The organism is Nonomuraea sp. NPDC003804 (assembly GCF_040610675.1).
Lineage (GTDB): Bacteria > Actinomycetota > Actinomycetes > Streptosporangiales > Streptosporangiaceae > Nonomuraea.
Map to the genome: position 1 here is coordinate 99,259 of NZ_JBEXMT010000017.1, position 16,979 is coordinate 116,237.

Sequence of the window (16,979 nt, forward strand, 5' to 3'; positions counted from 1 at the left end):
CGGATGACGAGCGGGGAGTCGCCGGGCTCGTGGAATCGGGAGCCACGGGATGTCACCTCTTCACGGTCGCGAGCGAGCAGCGCCGCCCGGCCGGCGAAGGCGCCGGCCGGGCCGCGTGGTCGGGGTGTCAGGCCTTCACCGGTCAGCCGGTGACGACGCTGAGGTCGGCGGTGAAGTCGCGGTCCAGCGGGAAGACGGGACGGGCCAGCCGCTCGTACGGCAGCCGCGTCAGGTCCTGGTCGACCCCGCCCGGCGTGAGGGCCAGCAGCCAGTCGCCGGCCGCGTCGTACAACTCGGGTTCAAGGTAGCCGATCTTCACGACGACCAGGTCCACCTCCGCGACGTCGACGCCGAGCCTGGTGTAGGAGGCCAGCTCGCGGTACTGCATGCGGCGGGAGGTGACGAACACGCTGAGCCCGCCGGTCCGCACGCTGACGCAGGTGCCGCCGTCGGGGTCGGCGGCGACGGCTTCGAGGACGCCGTCGATCGGCAGCGGTCCGGGGGCGCGGGTGTCGATGCGGCCGCCGACGCGCACGCTCACCGGCGAGCCGATCGGCAGGCTCGCCACCTGGGCCACGGCGTCGGGATCGACCAGCGAGGCGAACACCGCCCTGACCGAGCCGTCGGCGACCTCCGGGCGGGCCAGCAGCCGGCCGAGGGCGAAGGTGACGTCGTCGGCGCCGCCGGCGCCGGGGTTGTCGCCGGAGTCGCTGATGAAGAACGGGCGCCGGGCCTGGTCCTTCACCGCCACCAGGGCCTCGTCGAGGCAGGCGTCCATGGTGCCGGTCGGCGCGACGAAGGCGAACTCGTCGCGCGCCGCCCAGAACAGCTCGCCGAGCTCGCGGGCGGCCTCGGCGGTGGCGATGGCGTCGGTGCCGGTGGCGACGACCGCGCCGCGGCAGCGGGGCTCGTCGGCCCAGGCGAACCCGATCCACACGGCCGCGTCGATGACGCCGTCCCTGGCCTCGATCTCGGGGACGCGGGCGTACAGGCCGGCGGCGGGCTCGATCCTGGTGCTGGTCATCTCGCCGGGCAGCAGGATCGGCACGTGGACGAGCGCCTTGTGCGGGCGCTCGCCCCTGCGCAGCGCGTCGACGAGGTTGCGCGCGGCGCGCTCCCTGGTCTCCCACACGTCGACGTGGGGGGCGGTGCGGTAGCAGGTGAGCAGGTCGCAGCCGTGGAAGAAGTCGTGGGAGACGTTGCCGTGCAGGTCCATGGCGGCCGACAGGTACGGCTCGGGCCCGATCGCGGCGCGGATGGCGGCGACGAGCGCGCCTTCGGCGTCGTCGCGCCCGACGACGCTCATCGCGCCGTGGATGTCGAGCAGGACGCCGTCGACGGGGCCGGCCTGGGTCAGCCCGTCGACGATCTCGGCGGCCCACGCGTCGTAGGCGGCGGGGGTGACCGCGCCGCCGGGCAGGGCTCGGGCGTGGACGAGCGGGATCCATTCGACGTCCTCGGCCCAGGGGGCGGTGGGCGCGAGCCAGCCGTACCGCGCCAGGAGGGCGGCGCCGCGGGTGACCTCGAAGTCGTCGGTGGTGCTCAGGTGCGGCGAGAAGGTGCTGGACTCGATGTGGACGCCGCCGATGGCGATGCGGAGGGGGCGGGACACGGGTGGAAGCTCCTCAGGAGGGTCGGACGTCGGCCGACGCGCGGACCAGATGACCGAGGCCGAGCAGGGCCGCATCCGGGCCGACGACGCTGGCCTCGATGGACAGGGACTGGGTCATGGACGGCAGGCAGCGCTCGTAGAGCATGCTCCTGGCGGCTGCCACGTAGACGTCCAGGCTGGACAGGGCGCCGCCGATGACGACGGCGTCGGGGTTGAGGAAGTTGACCAGGCCGGACAGGGCGACGCCGAGCAGGCCGCCGGCGTGGCGGACCATGGTCACGACGGACGGTTCGGCGTTGACGGTCGCGGCGATGACGTCGCGGGTGGTGCTGACGGGCAGGCCGCGTTCGCCCAGCTGGCGGGCCAGGGCGGCGCCGCTGGCGACGGTCTCCAGGCAGCCGCGCGCGCCGCATGAGCACTCGCGTTCGCCGCTGTCGGCGACGCGGACGTGGGTGACGTCGCCGCTGAGGCCGCGGCCGCCGCGGTAGATCTGGCCGCCGCTGACCAGGCAGCCGCCGATGCCGGTGCCGGCCTTGACGTAGATCATGTCGCCGGTGTCCCTGCCGCGGGTGATGTGCTCGCCGATCGCGGCCGCCTTGGCGTCGTTGTCGACGACCACCGGCAGGCCGAGGCGCTCGCGCAGGCCGGCCTGCGCGTCGAAGCCGCTCCAGCCGGGCATTCTGGCCGGGCCGATCAGCCGGCCACTGGGGTGTTCGACGGGTCCGGGGAGCGCGAGGCCGACGCCGAGGAAGGCCTGGCCCGCGGCGACGACATTGCGGACCCGGTCGAAGGCGGTCTCGACCGTGTCGAAGACCTCGCCGGGTCCTGCCGCTATGTCGATGGCGATCTCTTCGGCGGCCAGCAGCCGCCCGTCGGGGGAGCACAGGCCGACGCGGGCGTGCCCGGCGCCGAGTTCGGAGACGGCGTAGACGCCGCCGGCGTCTCGCAGGCGCAGGATGCGGGGTCGGCGCCCGCCGGTGGACCTGCCCACGCCCTCCTCGAGGATGGCGCCCTCCTCCAGCAGCCGCCGTACCACGCTGGAGACGGTCGACGGCGCGACCTGCAGGTTCTCCACGAGGTCGGCACGGGACGTGGCCTCGCCGCTGGCCAACAGGCTGAGCGCCTGCTCACGCAAGTTGGCGGGGCTCGTTGGGTCCGACATGCCTCTCCTCCCTACGGCCGGTCTCCCGGACCGCGATTGCACCGAGGCCCATCATGGACCACACCGCACTTCGACTCTAACGCGAAATAAGTCTGCGAAACAAAGTGGTTAGTTCCGTTGACTTCGAACATATGCGTCTATACATTCTCCGGATTGAGCGCACCAGAGCCCCGAAAGCGCAGGGCCGGTGCCCGTCAATCGAGGAGATCCCATGGGGACCAGATTCCACAGGCGCGGACTCCGCGGCACCGTCGCCCTAGCGGGTGTGATGGCCGTCGGCCTGGGCCTGACCGCGTGCGGCGGCGCCGGCGGCGGCTCGCCGAAGGGCGCCCAGAACGGCAAGGGCGGCAGCCAGGGCAAGGACACCGTGACGGTCGCCCTGCGCACGCCCAACTGGATCCTGCCCATCTCGGCGCCCGGCTTCACCCAGGGCGAGAACGCCATCTTCGGCGCCGCGCAGTACCGTCACCTGTACGAGTACCGGCTGGACGGCTCGGCCGTCCACAACATCGACCCCGAGCGCTCGATGGCCGCGCCGCCCGAGGTCAGCGACGGCGGCAAGACCCTGACGATCACGCTGAAGGACAACACGTGGTCGGACGGCAAGCCCGTCACCACCCGGGACGTGCAGTTCTGGTACAACCTCGTCAGCGCGAACAAGGACAGGTGGGCCTCCTACCGGGCCGGCGGGTTCCCCGACAACATCACCGCGTTCAAGGTCAAGGACGAGAAGACCTTCTCCCTGACGACCACGAAGGTCTACAACACCGCCTGGTTCGTCGGGAACCAGCTCAACCGCATCGTCCCGATGCCCCAGCACGTCTGGGACAAGGACTCGGCCACGGGCACGGTAGGCGACCTCGACAAAACCCCCGAAGGTGCGAAAAAAGTCTTCGACTTCCTGCTGGCCGCCGCCAAGGATCCCAAGACGTACGCGACCAACGAGCTGTGGCAGGTCAACAGCGGCCCGTGGAAGCTGGAGAAGTACGTGCCGAACGGCGAGGTCGTCCTCGCCGCCCGCGACAACTACTCCGGCACCGACAAGCCGAAGCTGAAGAAGGTGGTGCTCCGGCCGTTCACGGGTGACGACGCGGAGTTCAACGTGCTGCGCGCCGGCGACATCGACTACGGCTACCTGCCTCCCGCCAACCTGTCGCAGCGCAAGTACCTCGAGTCCAAGGGCTACACGATCTCGCCCTGGTACGGCTGGTCCATCACCTACCTGCAGCTGAACTACAACAACCCCACCTCGGGGCCGCTGTTCAAGCAGCCGTACCTGCGGCAGGCCATGCAGATGCTCATCGACCAGCCGACCATCAGCAAGGTCATCTGGTCCGGCATGGCCGCGCCGACGTGCGGGCCCGTCCCGAGCAAGCCGGGCACCAACGGGAGCGGGGAGGGCTGCGTCTACGGCTTCGACCCCGCCAAGGCCAGGCAGCTGCTGGAGAGCAACGGCTGGAAGGTGACCCCCGACGGGCGGACCACCTGCGAGAAGCCGGGCAGCGCGGCCGGCCAGTGCGGCGAGGGCGTCAAGGCGGGCACGCCGCTCGCCTTCACGGTCACCAGCCAGACCGGCTTCGCGGCGACGACGAAGATGTTCGCCGAGATCAAGTCGCAGATGGCCAAGGTCGGCATCGAGCTGACCATCAAGGAGGTGCCGGACTCCGTCGCGGTCACCCCGATCTGCAAGCCGTCCGAGCCGAGCTGCACGTGGGACATGTCCTTCTTCGGCTCCCAGGGCAGCTGGTACTACCCGGCCTTCGCCAGCGGCGAGCGGCTGTTCGCCACCGGCGCGCCGGTCAACCTGGGCAGCTACAGCGACCCCGAGGCCGACCGGCTCATCGAGGCGACGCAGTTCTCCACCGACGAGGCCACGCTCAAGGCCTACAACGACCACCTGGCCAAGAACCTGCCGGTGCTGTGGATGCCGAACCCCGTCTACCAGATCTCGGCCTTCCGGGCGGATCTGCAGGGGGTCGACCCGCAGGACCCGATGAACGGCATGTTCTTCCAGGACTGGGCCTGGAAGAGCTGACGCAGCGACCGTCCCCGATCCCGGCGGCCCACGACAGGGCCGCCGGGGTCCCCGGAACAAGGAGGGGCCTCCGTGGCCCGGTATCTGATCACGCGCCTGGGCCAGGCCCTGGTCATCGTCGTGCTCGTCACGATGATCACGTTCGTCATCCTGCATCTGCTGCCCGGCGGCGTGGCGCGGGCCACGCTGGGCAAGGAGGCGACGCTGGAGCAGCTGGCGGCCTTCGACCACGAGATGGGCTACGACCAGCCGTGGGCGCAGCAGTACGTGATGTACGTCCAACGCCTGCTGAGCGGCGACCTCGGCTACTCCTTCCAGCTCAACCAGTCGGTCACCGAGGCCATCGGCCAGCGGCTGCCCAAGACCATGGTGCTGTCGCTGCTGTCGACGCTGCTGGCCATCGTCGTGGCCGTCCCGCTGGGCGTCGTGCAGGCGGTGCGGCGCAACAGGTGGCCCGACTACGCCATCACCGCCCTGTCCCTGCTGGCCTACGCCACCCCGATCTTCTTCCTGGGCCTCATGATGATCATTGTCTTCTCGCAGGTCTGGCCGATCCTGCCGCCCGAGGCGCCGCAGGGCTTCACCCTGGGTGAGGTGCTGGCCGACCCCGCGGGCCTGGTCCTGCCGACCGTGACCCTGGCCGTCGTGACCATCGCGGTGTACTCGCGCTACGTGCGCTCCTCGATGGTCGACAACCTCAACGAGAACTACGTGCGCACCGCCCGGAGCAAGGGCCTGTCCGAAGGGCGGGTGGTCGGCCTGCACACCCTGCGCAACGGCCTGTTCCCCGTCATCACGCTGCTCGGCATGTACCTGCCCGCGCTGTTCAGCGGCGCGCTGGTGGTGGAGTCGTTGTTCAACTTCCCCGGCATGGGACAGCTGTTCTGGCAGGCCGCGCTGAAGCGCGACTTCCCGATCCTGTTCGGCGTCACCCTGATCATCGCGGTCGCCACCGTGGTCGGCGCGCTGCTGGCCGACCTGCTCTACGCGGTGGCCGACCCCAGGGTGCGGCTCAGGGCGGGCCGCGCGTGATCACCACGACCGAGACGACCGAGACGACCGAGACCCCCCTCGACGCCGACGACGCGCCGGTGCGCGGCCTGTGGCGTCAGGGCCTGTCGGTCTTCGCCGAGAACCGCCTGGCCCTGGTGGGGCTGGCGCTGTTCGTCGTGCTGGGCGCGATCTGCTTCCTCGGCCCGCTGTTCTACCAGACCGACCAGGTGCACACCGACCTCGCGTCGGTCCACCTGCCACCGGGTACGGCCGGGCACCCGCTGGGAACCGACGGCGTCGGCTACGACCAGCTGGGCCGCCTCATGCTCGGCGGGCAGACCTCCCTCGTGGTCGGCCTGGCCGCGGGTGTCCTGGCCACCTTCGTGGGGACGCTGTGGGGGGCGATCGCCGGGTTCGCCGGCGGCTGGGTGGACGCGGCCATGATGCGCGTGGTCGACGCCATGATGTCGATCCCGTCGCTGTTCCTGTTCATGCTGATGGCCACGATCGTCACGCCGAGCGTGCCGATGCTGATCCTGATCATCGGCGCGTTCGCCTGGCTCGGCCCGGCCAGGCTGGTGCGCGGCGAGGCGCTGACCCTGCGCTCTCGCGAGTACGTGCACGCCATGCGGTCCATGGGCGGCACCGGCGGCAGGGCCGTACGCCGGCACATCATCCCCAACGCCATCGGCACCGTGATCGTCAACGCGACCTTCCAGGTGGCCGACGCCATCCTCTACGTCGCCTACCTGTCCTTCCTCGGGCTCGGCGTGCCGCCACCGGCCGCCAACTGGGGCGGGATGCTGTCCGACGGCCTGGCCGACACCTACAGCGGCCACTGGTGGCTGCTGTACCCGCCCGGCATCGCCATCATCCTCATCGTGCTCGCCTTCAACTTCATGGGCGACGGGCTGAGGGACGTCTTCGAGGTCCGCCTCCGGCGGCGCTAGCAGGAAACGGGAACATGAGCGCACCGATCGACGCGAGCACGCCCGTGCTGCGGCTGCGTCACGTCAGCACCGACATCACGCTGCGCCGGGGTGTCGTCCACGCACTCGACCGGGTCGACCTGGAGGTACGGCAGGGCGAGACGCTCGGCGTCGTGGGCGAGTCGGGCAGCGGCAAGACGATGACCGCGCTGTCGGTCATGGGGCTGCTCCCCCACGGCGGCCGGGTCGTCGGCGGGGAGATCCTCTTCGAAGGCCAGGACCTGCTGTCGCTGCCGCCCGCCGAGGTGCGCGCGATCCGCGGCGTCCGCATGGGCATGGTCTTCCAGGATCCGCTCACCTCGCTCAACCCGACGATGCGGATCGGCGCGCAGGTGTCCGAGCCGCTGCGCGTCCATCAGGGCGTCGGCAAGGCGGAGGCCCGCGAGCGGGCCGTCGAGATCCTGCGCAGGGTCGGGATGCCCCGCCCCGAGAAGATCGTCGAGGCCTATCCCCACCAGCTGTCGGGCGGCATGCGCCAGCGGGTCGTCATCGCCATGGCGCTGGTCTGCTCTCCCCGGCTGCTCATCGCCGACGAGCCGACGACGGCGCTCGACGTGACCACGCAGCGGCAGATCCTCGACCTGATCGACGACCTGCGCGAGGAATACGAGATGGCGGTCATCCTGGTCACCCACGACCTCGGGGTGATCGCCAGCAGGGCAGACAGGGTGGCGGTGATGTACGCGGGTCGGGTGGTGGAGTCGGCGGCGACCGCGGACCTGTTCCGCTCGCCACGGCACCGCTACACCGAGGCGCTCATGGAGTCGCTGCCCGGCGCCGCCGCCCGCGAGAACGGCTCGCGCGCCAGGCTCTACAGCATCCCCGGACTGCCGCCCGACCTGTCCAGGCCGCTCACCGGCTGCAGGTTCGCCTCGCGCTGCCGGCATGTCACGCAGGCGTGCCGTACCACCGAGGTGGTCCTGGCGGGTGAGGAGCACCGGCACGCCTGCCTGCACCCGGTCGCCGAGCCGCCGGTCACGGCCCGTGCGGTCACGCCGGCCGTGCCCGCCGCCGTGCCCGCCGCCGTGACCGCCACCGCAACCGGCTCCGTGATCACCACCGTGACGGCCGCCGCACCCGCTGCCGGGCCCGGATCCGGGCCCGCGGAAGGGCCTGACGTTCCCGCGGTGGAGCCGATCCTGTCGGTCCGCGGCCTGGTCAAGAACTACGAGGCGGCCGGTGGCGGGCTGCGCCGCCGTGCCGGGCAGGTGAGCGCGGTCGCGGGGGTGTCGTTCGACGTACGGCCCGGCGAGACGTTCGGGCTCGTCGGCGAGTCGGGGTGCGGCAAGTCCACGGTGGGCAGGCTGGTCGTCGGGCTGGAGCAGCCGTCGGACGGGCGGATCGTCGTCGACGGCGCCGACATCGCCACGCTGGACCGGCGGGCGCGCCGCCGGATGCACCGGCAGGTGCAGCTGATGTTCCAGGACAGCTACGCGGCGATGAACCCGCGGATGCGCATCGACGCGATCCTCTCCGAACCGCTGGAGATCCAGCAGGACGGTGACCCCGGCACGCGCCGGTCCCGCGTCGCCACCCTGCTGGACCAGGTGGGGCTGTCGCGGCGGGTGCTGGAGCGCTACCCGCACGAGTTCTCCGGCGGGCAGTTGCAGCGCATCGGGCTGGCCAGGTCGCTGGCGCTGCGGCCACGGCTGATCGTCGGCGACGAGCCGGTGAGCGCGCTGGACGTGTCGATCCAGGCGCAGGTGCTCAACCTGATGCGGGACCTGCAGCGGGAGCTGGATCTGGCCTACGTGTTCATCAGCCACGACCTGTCCGTCGTCGACTACATGGCCGACCGGATCGGCGTCATGTACCTGGGCAAGCTCGTCGAGGTCGGCCCGGCGCACGACGTGGTGCGGGCGGCCAGGCACCCCTACACGCAGGCGCTGATCGACGCCGTCCCGGCCGCCGAGCCGGGCGTGGCCGTCCGGCCGAGCGTCGCCATCAGCGGGGAGTTGCCCAGCGCGCAGAACCCGCCGTCAGGGTGCAGGTTCAGGACCCGGTGCCCGTTCGCCGAGCAGATCTGCGAGAGCGAGCCGCCGCTGACGGGCGGCGCGCACCAGGTGGCCTGTCACTTCCCGCTGCGCGGCTGAGGTCGCCCCACCTCGCGTCAGCACCCGGGCGCACCGCCACAGCCGGCCGTCCTTCACCGGCCCGGTCGGGACCGAGGGGTCACCAGTTGGCGGGCAGCCCCGGGGTGGTGGCAGGCAGGGCGTGGCCCGGCGGGTGGATGACGTAGACGATGCCGCCGCTGCTGGAGCTGCGCAGCCAGACGTTCTCGAAATCGGCCCTCGGGTAGATCCGGCGCACGGCGTCGTTGCTCGGCGAGGCGGGGTCGTTGGCGATCACGTCGCCGGTGGCGGTGAAGCCGACCACCACCATGATGTGGCCGTCGGTGCCGTAGCCGGCGCCGGGCAGCTCGCCCTTCTTGAACGACTGGGAGGTGATCACCGGAATGCCGGCGGTGATCAGGCGTTCCAGCTCGGTCAGCGACCGCAGCCGGGTGACGAACCCCTCCAGGCCGTAGCGGCCGGCGTAGGCGGTGTTGAACGGCCAGTTGCCCGCCCCCTGGTAGGCGTGGTCGTAGGTGTACCGGGCGGCGTGGTCCACCTCGGGGTTGGGGTCGGCGGCGTCGACCCAGGAGGTGTCCTGGGCGCTGGGCCACCTGTCCCAGTAGCCCAGCACCATCGTGGTGGAGGTCGGGCTGCACCAGGCCTGGCCGCCGCCGTCCCATTCGGGGTAGTGGCCCTGGTGGATGCTCTGGGAACGGCGGGGTACGTTCAGCTCGGTTCCCCACGCGCCGCCGCCGGGGCTGACCGGCACGGTCTTGCGCTCGGGGACGGCCGAGGCCATCGCGCCGAGCGTCTTCACCACCGGCGTCGCGGCGGAGCCTGGTGCGCGGTGCAGCGTGACGCGCAGCTGGTAGGCGGTGATCGGCTTGCCGGTCGCGGCGACGAAGGTGTCGACGGACACGGTGCCGTCGGCATCGGCCTGGCCCGGTACCGAGGTGCGGCGGATGTCGGCCTCGCCGTACGCCCAGCGGCCCAGCACGTACCACGTGGTCGCCCCGGCGGCGTGACGGCCGCGCATCTCGACCTGCAGCCAGCTTCCTGGCGGTGTGTCGGCGGTCCAGGAGGCGACCAGTTCGGTGGCGGCGAATCCGATCGGCCGCTCAGGGCCGGTCCATCGGGCGTACTCCCAGGTCCTGGTACCCAGCGCGTCGGTGTAGGAGGTGGTCCCGGCCGGGGAGTCGAATGTCAGGGTGTCACCGGCCGTCACACCCTCGGCGGTGCCGGAGGCGAAAGCGGCCCGCTGGTAGACGACGTCCGCCGGGCCAGGTGGCGGTTTCAGCTCGGCAGCGGCGGACGGGGTGACGATGGTGGTCAGCAGGACGGCGGAGAGGAACACGGTCAGCACGCGCATGGGCTCACCTTGGCTGGGGGACTCTCGACCTCGCAGACGGTAGAGACCCCGGCCGCATCCCGCATCGGGGAGTTTACGTATTGCCACAGGCCCGCCTTGTGCCCGGAGGACAAAGAACGGCGGGCATCCGTCGTCGCGTACGCCAAAGGGCGGCGCGGGTCGCCTGGCGATACTGGCAGCATGGATCTCGAACGAGTCAAGCGCGAGGTATTCTCGCTGATCAGCCCGCAGACCCCGGGTCTGGCCGTAGGAGTGTACGCCGACGGAGCCGCGGTGCTCACGGTCGCCCAGGGGGCGGCGTGCGTGGAGTTCGGCGTACCGGTCGACGAGCACACCCGCTTCGACATCGCCAGCGCGAGCAAACAGTTCACGGCGGCGTGCGTGCTCCTGCTGGAGCGTGACGGGAAGGTGGGGCTCGACGACGACGTGCGAATGCACGTGCCGGAGCTGAACCTGGAGGTGCCGGTGACCCTGCGGCAGTGCCTGCAGCACACGGGCGGCCTGCCGGAGTGGTACGGGCTGCAGGCGCTGACGGGTGTGCCGCTGGCCGAGATGACCGAGGAGCGGCTGCTGGAGGTGCTGGCGGGCATCCGCAGGACGACGTTCGAGCCGGGTACGGCCTTCGCCTACTCCAACACCGGGTACGTGCTCGCGGCGGTCGTGGTCAACCGGGTCACGAACATGTCGCTGGCGCGGTTCGCGCGGGAGCGGCTCTTCGAGCCGCTGGGGATGGCCGATTCGGTGTTCAGGGACGACGCGTCGGTGCCGCTGGAGCGGCTGGCGTACGGCTATGCCAACGCGGGGGGAGAAGAGCCGCGCCGGGCCGACACTCAGGAGAGCGCCGTCGGCGACGGCGGGCTGGTGACCAGCGTGGCGGATCTGGCGCCGTGGTTCGGCTTCCTGGCCGACGGGCGGGTGCTCGGCGCCGACCTGCGCGACCGGCTGCTGGAGCGGGGTGTGCTCGCTGACGGGACGGTCCAGCCGTACGCGCTGGGGATCTATCACGGCGACGACTGGTTCGGCCACGCGGGCGGCATGCACGGCTACCTGTCGAACCTGCTGTATCTGCCCGATCCGGGTGTCGGCATCGCGGTGCTGTCCAACCAGACGGCGATCGATCCGGTGCGGCTGTCTCACCGGCTGGTGCGGCTGCTGCTCGGCACGGCGGAGCCGCCGAAGCCCGCGCCCGCGACGTCGGCGCCGCCGGAGCGGCTGCACTGGCACGATCCGGCCGGGGACGGCACGCTGACCCTCGAACCCGCCGACGGGCGCCTCGTGATCGCGGGCGTGGGAGCGTTCACTGCCGGCGCCGACGGACGCTGGCACGGGACAGGTGACGCCGAGGGCGCCTGGCTGGAGATCGACGGTGACCGGATGTTCCTGCGCGTCGGCCCCCCGGCGCGCCCGCCGGTCGTCTTCCACGCCGCGTCGCCGCCCTCGGACGCGCCGATGCCCGACGGCGTCTTCCACAGCCGGGAGCTCGACATCGCCGCCACCGTGCGAGACGGCCAGGTGCACTTCGGCCGCGAGCTGAAGCTGCCGGTGACTCCCGCGCCAGGCGGAGCGTGGGAGGCCGGGCTGTTCACGCTCCGTCTCCACGAGGGCGACCTGCTGGTGAGCGGCGGCGGCCTGCGCCGGATGCGCTTCGACGGCTGATTGGCCTGCAGGACGAGGCGGGGGCCGGCGGTTTTGGCTGCCGGGTCAGTGAACAGCGGCTGTCCGGCTCCTACCGTCCCACTGTCCCCCCGCCCGCACCTTTCCGAGGTGGTTCCATGACAGAGGTGGTTCCATGACATCCGCGAAGGCCGCCACCGCCGCCGCCGTCGTACTCGCGCTCGTCACCGCCTGCTCCTCCGGCGGAGCCGCAGAGCCGGCCCGCGACTCCCTGGTCTGGGCCACCGCCAGCCCGCCCAACAGCCTGGACATCGCACACGGCTTCAACAACGCCTCGACCCTCATCCAGTCCGCCGTCCTCGACACGATGCTCACCCTCGACACCCGGGGCGCGCCCGCACCCCGGCTGGCGACGGAATGGACGCAGCCGGACCCGGCCACCTACCTGTTCACGTTGCGCAAGGGCGTACGCTTCGCCGACGGCACTCCGCTGACGGCCGACGACGCGGCGTTCTCGCTGCGCCGCCACCTGGATCCGAAGGTCGCCTCGCAGGCCGCCAGCTACTTCACGACGGTCAAGCAGGTCGAGGCGGTCGGCGCCGACCAGATCAAGGTCACGCTGAAGCGGCCGAACCCCGCGTTCCTGGCCATGGCGGCGATCGCCTGGCAGGTGACGCCGCGCAAGCTCGCGGAGGCGCATCCCCAGGACCTGGGCAGCCCCGAGGTCGGCACGATGGGCACCGGCCCGTTCAAGGTGGCGAAGTTCTCGCTCACCTCGGGCGTGGTCCTGGAGCGCAACGCGTCGTACTGGGGCCGGCCGCCCGCGCTGCGCACGGTCGAGTTCAAGACCATCACCGACCCCGAGACGCTGCGGCTGGCCGTCAGGTCGGGCGAGGTGGACGCCACCGACGGCCTCACTGTCCGTGACGCGCGCAAGTGGACCGGCCTGCCCGGTGTCAGGACGATCTTCTACCCGGGCAACAACATCGGCTACCTGTCGCTGGCGGTCACGTCGGGCCCGCTGAAGGATCTGCACGTACGGCGGGCCATCGCGCACGCGGTCAACCGCCGGGCGGTGTCGGACCTGATGACCTCCGGTCACGGCGCGCCGGCGACGACCGTGCTGCCGGCCCCGCAGCTGGCGGCGCTGTACGGCGACAGCCCCCCGTCCCTGCCGGCCCACCCCTACGACGTGCAGCGGGCCAAGGCCGAGCTGGCCATGTCCGCCTACCCGCAGGGGTTCGAGCTGGCGGTGCCGTACGCGAGCACCGGCGACAGCGGCACGGTCATGCAGGCCGTCGCCGCCGACCTGGCCAAGATCGGTATCAGGCTCACCCTGGAGCCGAGCCCCGCCGACCAGTACCGAGCGCGGGTGATGCAGCACGACCGCCTGTCGATCCAGTACGTCAACCTGGCCTACGGCACGCCCGACCCGCTTGAGGTCCTGCCCGACATGGTCAGCCGCGCCGCGGCCGAGCCTGAGGGCTTCAACTTCTCCGGCTACGGCACCGCCGCCACCGACAGGCAGCTGGACGCCCTGGCCTCGGCGACCGGTCAGGACAGGAAGGCGCTGGTCACCGCGCTGCTGACGGAGGTCGCCGAGCAGGTGCCGTACATCCCGCTGTTCTCCACCGACTACGCCGTCGCGCTGAGCGAGAAGTTCACGGGCACGTTCACCACCTGGTCCGCCGACGTCATCGCCTCGCTCCGCCCGGCGGGCCGCTGAGATGGCGGTCGTCAAGCGCCTGTGCGCCGCCGTGCTCCTGCTCGGGGTGCTGTCCGTGCTCACCTACGGGCTGCTCGCCGCGGCGCCTGGCGGTCCCGAGCAGGTGCTGCTCGGCGGGCGCCCGTCCACGCCGGAGACCAGGGCGGCGATCCGCGAGCAGTACCACCTGGACGACCCGTTCCCGGTCCGCTACGCACGCTGGCTGGGCGACGCGCTGCGGGGCGACTTCGGCACCTCGATCTCCTCCCGCGAACCGGTCACCGCGGTGATCGCCGACCGCCTGCCGGTGACGGCCGGGCTGGCCGGCTACGCGCTGGTGCTGACGGTCGTGGTGGGTGTGCCGGCCGGACTCGCCGCGGCGATGCGGCGCGGCGGCAGGCTGGACCAGGGCATCACGCTGACGTCGCTGGTCGCGCTGTCGATCCCGCCGTTCGCGCTGAGCATCCTGCTGCTGTACGGCTTCGCGGTCGCGCTGGGCTGGTTCCCGGTCTTCGGCGCCGGCGACACCCCGATGGACCGCATCGTGCACCTCACGCTGCCCGCGATCGCGCTGGCCACCGGGCAGGCGGCGATCGTCGTCAGGCAGATGCGCGCCGCCGCGCTCGACCTGGCCGCGCAGGACTTCCTGACCTTCGCCAGGGCGCGCGGGCTGCCCAGGCGGCGGGTGTGGGTCAGTTACGCGTTGCGCAACGCGGCGCTGCCCGTGCTGACCGTGGGCGGGCTGCTGCTGGCGGCCAACCTGACGGGCTCGGTCTTCGTCGAGCAGGCCTTCGGGCTGCACGGGCTGGGCGCGCTGCTGGTCGGCGCGGTCGGCCAGAAGGACATCCCGGTGGTGCAGGCGCTGGTGCTGCTCGGCGGCGCGATCGTGATCGTGGTGAACCTGCTGATCGACCTCGCCTATGTGGCCGTCGATCCCCGGGTCAGGCACAAGGCGGCCGCGGCATGAGGGCGATCCTGTTGACCGTCCTGAGCCTGGCGGCGGTGGCCGCCGTGGCCGGCTCGTGGCTGGCGCCGTACGATCCGGCGGCGCAGGATCTCGCGCTCGGGGCGGTGGGGCCGAGCGCCGCGCACTGGCTGGGCACTGACGACCTGGGCCGCGACGTGCTGTCGCGGTTGCTGGCCGGTGCCGGTTCGGCACTGATGTGGCCGGTGCTCGTGGCCGTCTGCACGACGCTGCTGAGCACGACGCTCGGGCTGCTGGCCGGCTACCGGCTGGGCTGGGTGGACACGCTGCTGATGCGCGCCGCCGACCTGGCGATCGCCCTGCCGGGCATGCTCGTGCTGATCGTCGTGGTCGGCGTGGTCGGCGGCGGGTACGGCTGGGCGGTGCTGGCCATGGCGGTGCTGTTCACGCCGGGCGACATCCGGGTGATCCGCAGCCTCACCCTCGCCCAGCGCGAGCTGGCCTACGCCGAGGCGGCGCGCACGCTGGGCCTGCGCCCGTCGCGCATCATGTTCAGGCACCTGCTGCCGAACGTGGCGCCCACCGTGGTGGCCAACACGCTGTTGAGCTTCGTGGCGGCGCTGGTGGCGCTGGCGGGCCTGTCGTTCCTGGGTGTCGGCCTGCCCGCCGGCACGCCCGACTGGGGCCTGATGGTCGAGGAGAACCGCGGGCTGCTGGACCTGAACCCGTGGGCCTCGATCGCGCCCGCGGCCCTGATCACCGTGGTCGCGTGCGCGGCCACCCTGCTGGGCGACCGCGCGTTCGAGTCGCTGTCGAAGGGAGGCCTGCGGTGAGGATCTCCGAGCTGCGTGTCTCAGGGTCCGGCCTCATCGTCGACGGGGTGGACCTGGAGGTCGCCCGCGGCGAGATGGTGGGCCTGGTCGGCGAGTCCGGCAGCGGCAAGTCTCTCACCGCGCGGGCGGCCGCGGGCCTGCTGCCCAAGGGGTTGCGCGCCACCGGCTCGATCACGCTCGACGGCCGGGAGCTGCTCGGAGCGCGCGAGCGGGTGTTGCGCTCGGTGCGCGGGACCCGGGTGAGCCTGCTCATGCAGGACCCGTTCGCCGTGCTGAACCCCCTGCGGACGGCGGGCGCCCACGTCGCGGAGTCGTTGCGGGGGCGCAGGGACCGGGCGGAGGTGCTGCGCCGGCTGGCCGAGGTGGGCATCGACGATCCGGCCGCGGCCGGGCGCTACCCGTTCCAGCTGTCGGGCGGCATGCGGCAACGGGTGGCGCTGGCCGCCGCGCTGGCGGCGGACCCGGAGCTGCTGATCGCCGACGAGCCCACCACCGCGCTGGACGCCAGTACGCAGCACGAGATCCTCATGCTGGTCAAGGGGATCCAGCGGGCGCGCGGCATGGGTGTCCTGCTGATCACCCACGACCTGCGGGTGGCCTTCGAGCTGTGCGACCGCGTGGCGGTCATGTACGCCGGACGCATCGTCGAGCAAGGACCCGCCGCGGGGATGGGCAGCACGCCGGCGCATCCGTACACGGCGGGACTGCTGGCGGCCGTGCCGACGGTCGAGCGGCGGCTACCCCGGCTGACCGGCATCAGGGGCAGCGTGCCCGCCGCTGCGGAGGTGACGGAGACGTGCGCGTTCGTCTCCCGCTGCGACCAGGCGGCGCCCGAGTGCGCGCACGCCCGGCCGCCGCTGCGCGAGCTGGGCCCGGACCGGCTCACCGCCTGCCTGCACGACGTGCGCCCCCGGATCCGCGCCGAGGACGGTCCGCGGGAGCACCGCCGGGTCGCCGCCGACCAGGTGCTGCGCGTCACGGACCTGCGCAAGACCTACGGCTCGCACGTCGCGCTGGGCGGCGTCTCCCTGCACGTCGACCGTGGCGAGACCGTCGGTGTCGTCGGCGGTTCCGGCTCGGGCAAGACCACGCTGGCCCGCTGCGTGCTGGGCCTGGTCCGGCCGGACTCGGGCACGATCGAGCTGGCCGACCCGGTGCGGCCACGGCACCGGCTGGTGCAGTGCGTCTTCCAGGACCCGTCGACCTCGCTCAACCCGGCCTTGACGGTCGGCGCCACGCTGGCGGAGGCGGCGGCGCAGGGCCCGGCGGAGGGCGGGTACACCGTGGCCGAGCTGCTCGAGCTGGTGGGGCTGCCCGCCGTGTACGCCGACAGGAGGCCGGCCGGGTTGTCTGGCGGCGAGCGGCAGCGGGTGGCCATCGCCAGGGCGTTGTCCGTGCGGCCTGAGCTGCTGATCTGCGACGAGCCGGTGGCCTCGCTGGACGTCTCGGTCCAGGCACACGTCCTGGAGCTGTTGCGGGAGGTCGGCACCAGCATGGTGTTCGTCACCCACGATCTGGCGGTCGTCAGGCAGATGGCCGACCGGCTGGTGGTGCTCTCCCGGGGCGAGGTGGTGGAGAGCGGTGGCACCGCCGAGGTGCTCGACACCCCTGCGCACGCCTACACGCGCAGGCTGTTGGCCGCCGTACCCGCCAAGCCCTGATATTTCATCCATTCGTATATAGCGCCC

Annotated in this window: 12 protein-coding genes; 9 read left to right on the forward strand and 3 right to left on the reverse strand. The window is 72.0% G+C overall.

The features are described 5' to 3' along the window. Positions 1–142: 142 nt before the first annotated feature. Positions 143–1,612, reverse strand: a complete 1,470-nt coding sequence (locus tag ABZX22_RS23680) for a M81 family metallopeptidase (protein WP_354912695.1) — start codon at positions 1,610–1,612, stop codon at positions 143–145. 13 nt (positions 1,613–1,625) lie between these two features. Further along, entirely contained in the window at positions 1,626–2,774 is a 1,149-nt protein-coding gene (locus ABZX22_RS23685) for an ROK family transcriptional regulator (protein ID WP_354912697.1), read from the reverse strand. Between the two features lie 211 nt (positions 2,775–2,985). Between ABZX22_RS23685 and ABZX22_RS23690 the strand changes: the two genes are divergently transcribed. The 4 genes from ABZX22_RS23690 to ABZX22_RS23705 all read left to right on the forward strand — a co-directional run bounded on the left by ABZX22_RS23690 (position 2,986) and on the right by ABZX22_RS23705 (position 8,884). Further along, positions 2,986–4,809 (forward strand): peptide ABC transporter substrate-binding protein, encoded by a 1,824-nt coding sequence (locus ABZX22_RS23690; protein ID WP_354912699.1) that lies wholly within the window; start codon positions 2,986–2,988, stop codon positions 4,807–4,809. Between the two features lie 72 nt (positions 4,810–4,881). Continuing rightward, positions 4,882–5,841, forward strand: coding sequence for an ABC transporter permease (locus tag ABZX22_RS23695; protein ID WP_354912701.1), 960 nt, complete (start codon positions 4,882–4,884; stop codon positions 5,839–5,841). Further along, the gene (locus tag ABZX22_RS23700) at positions 5,838–6,752 is read left to right on the forward strand and encodes an ABC transporter permease (protein ID WP_354912703.1); all 915 of its coding nucleotides are present in this window, start codon (positions 5,838–5,840) and stop codon (positions 6,750–6,752) included. Before ABZX22_RS23695 ends, ABZX22_RS23700 begins: the two co-directional genes overlap by 4 nt. 14 nt (positions 6,753–6,766) lie before the next feature. Then, positions 6,767–8,884, forward strand: a complete 2,118-nt coding sequence (locus ABZX22_RS23705; protein ID WP_354912705.1) for an ABC transporter ATP-binding protein — start codon at positions 6,767–6,769, stop codon at positions 8,882–8,884. A 79-nt stretch (positions 8,885–8,963) separates the two neighbouring features. Here the strand turns inward: ABZX22_RS23705 and ABZX22_RS23710 are convergent, their stop codons facing one another. Continuing rightward, positions 8,964–10,214: a C39 family peptidase gene (locus ABZX22_RS23710; protein ID WP_354912707.1), complete on the reverse strand. Its 1,251-nt coding sequence runs from the start codon at positions 10,212–10,214 to the stop codon at positions 8,964–8,966. Between the two features lie 180 nt (positions 10,215–10,394). On the opposite strand from ABZX22_RS23710, the gene ABZX22_RS23715 reads away from it, so the two are divergent. From ABZX22_RS23715 to ABZX22_RS23735, 5 genes are all read left to right on the forward strand, one after another. After that, entirely contained in the window at positions 10,395–11,870 is a 1,476-nt protein-coding gene (locus tag ABZX22_RS23715) for a serine hydrolase domain-containing protein (RefSeq protein WP_354912709.1), read from the forward strand. Between the two features lie 133 nt (positions 11,871–12,003). Continuing rightward, the gene (locus ABZX22_RS23720; protein ID WP_354912711.1) at positions 12,004–13,554 is read left to right on the forward strand and encodes an ABC transporter substrate-binding protein; all 1,551 of its coding nucleotides are present in this window, start codon (positions 12,004–12,006) and stop codon (positions 13,552–13,554) included. A 1-nt stretch (position 13,555) separates the two neighbouring features. Beyond that, the gene (locus ABZX22_RS23725; protein ID WP_354912713.1) at positions 13,556–14,500 is read left to right on the forward strand and encodes an ABC transporter permease; all 945 of its coding nucleotides are present in this window, start codon (positions 13,556–13,558) and stop codon (positions 14,498–14,500) included. Continuing rightward, positions 14,497–15,291: an ABC transporter permease gene (locus tag ABZX22_RS23730; RefSeq protein ID WP_354912715.1), complete on the forward strand. Its 795-nt coding sequence runs from the start codon at positions 14,497–14,499 to the stop codon at positions 15,289–15,291. Before ABZX22_RS23725 ends, ABZX22_RS23730 begins: the two co-directional genes overlap by 4 nt. Then, positions 15,288–16,952 carry an ABC transporter ATP-binding protein gene (locus ABZX22_RS23735; protein WP_354912717.1) on the forward strand — a complete coding sequence of 555 codons (1,665 nt, stop codon included), beginning with the start codon at positions 15,288–15,290 and terminating at the stop codon, positions 16,950–16,952. The genes ABZX22_RS23730 and ABZX22_RS23735 overlap by 4 nt, the downstream gene beginning before the upstream one ends. Positions 16,953–16,979 lie beyond the last annotated feature (27 nt).

Excerpts from the sequence above, each read along its gene's own strand:
- ABZX22_RS23685 (WP_354912697.1), bottom strand. The coding sequence starts at position 2,774 with ATGTCGGACCCAACGAGCCCCGCCAACTTGCGTGAGCAGGCGCTCAGC.
- ABZX22_RS23690 (WP_354912699.1), top strand. The coding sequence starts at position 2,986 with ATGGGGACCAGATTCCACAGGCGCGGACTCCGCGGCACCGTCGCCCTA.
- ABZX22_RS23705 (WP_354912705.1), top strand. The coding sequence starts at position 6,767 with ATGAGCGCACCGATCGACGCGAGCACGCCCGTGCTGCGGCTGCGTCAC.
- ABZX22_RS23710 (WP_354912707.1), bottom strand. The coding sequence starts at position 10,214 with ATGCGCGTGCTGACCGTGTTCCTCTCCGCCGTCCTGCTGACCACCATC.
- ABZX22_RS23715 (WP_354912709.1), top strand. The coding sequence starts at position 10,395 with ATGGATCTCGAACGAGTCAAGCGCGAGGTATTCTCGCTGATCAGCCCG.
- ABZX22_RS23720 (WP_354912711.1), top strand. The coding sequence starts at position 12,004 with ATGACATCCGCGAAGGCCGCCACCGCCGCCGCCGTCGTACTCGCGCTC.
- ABZX22_RS23725 (WP_354912713.1), top strand. The coding sequence starts at position 13,556 with ATGGCGGTCGTCAAGCGCCTGTGCGCCGCCGTGCTCCTGCTCGGGGTG.
- ABZX22_RS23730 (WP_354912715.1), top strand. The coding sequence starts at position 14,497 with ATGAGGGCGATCCTGTTGACCGTCCTGAGCCTGGCGGCGGTGGCCGCC.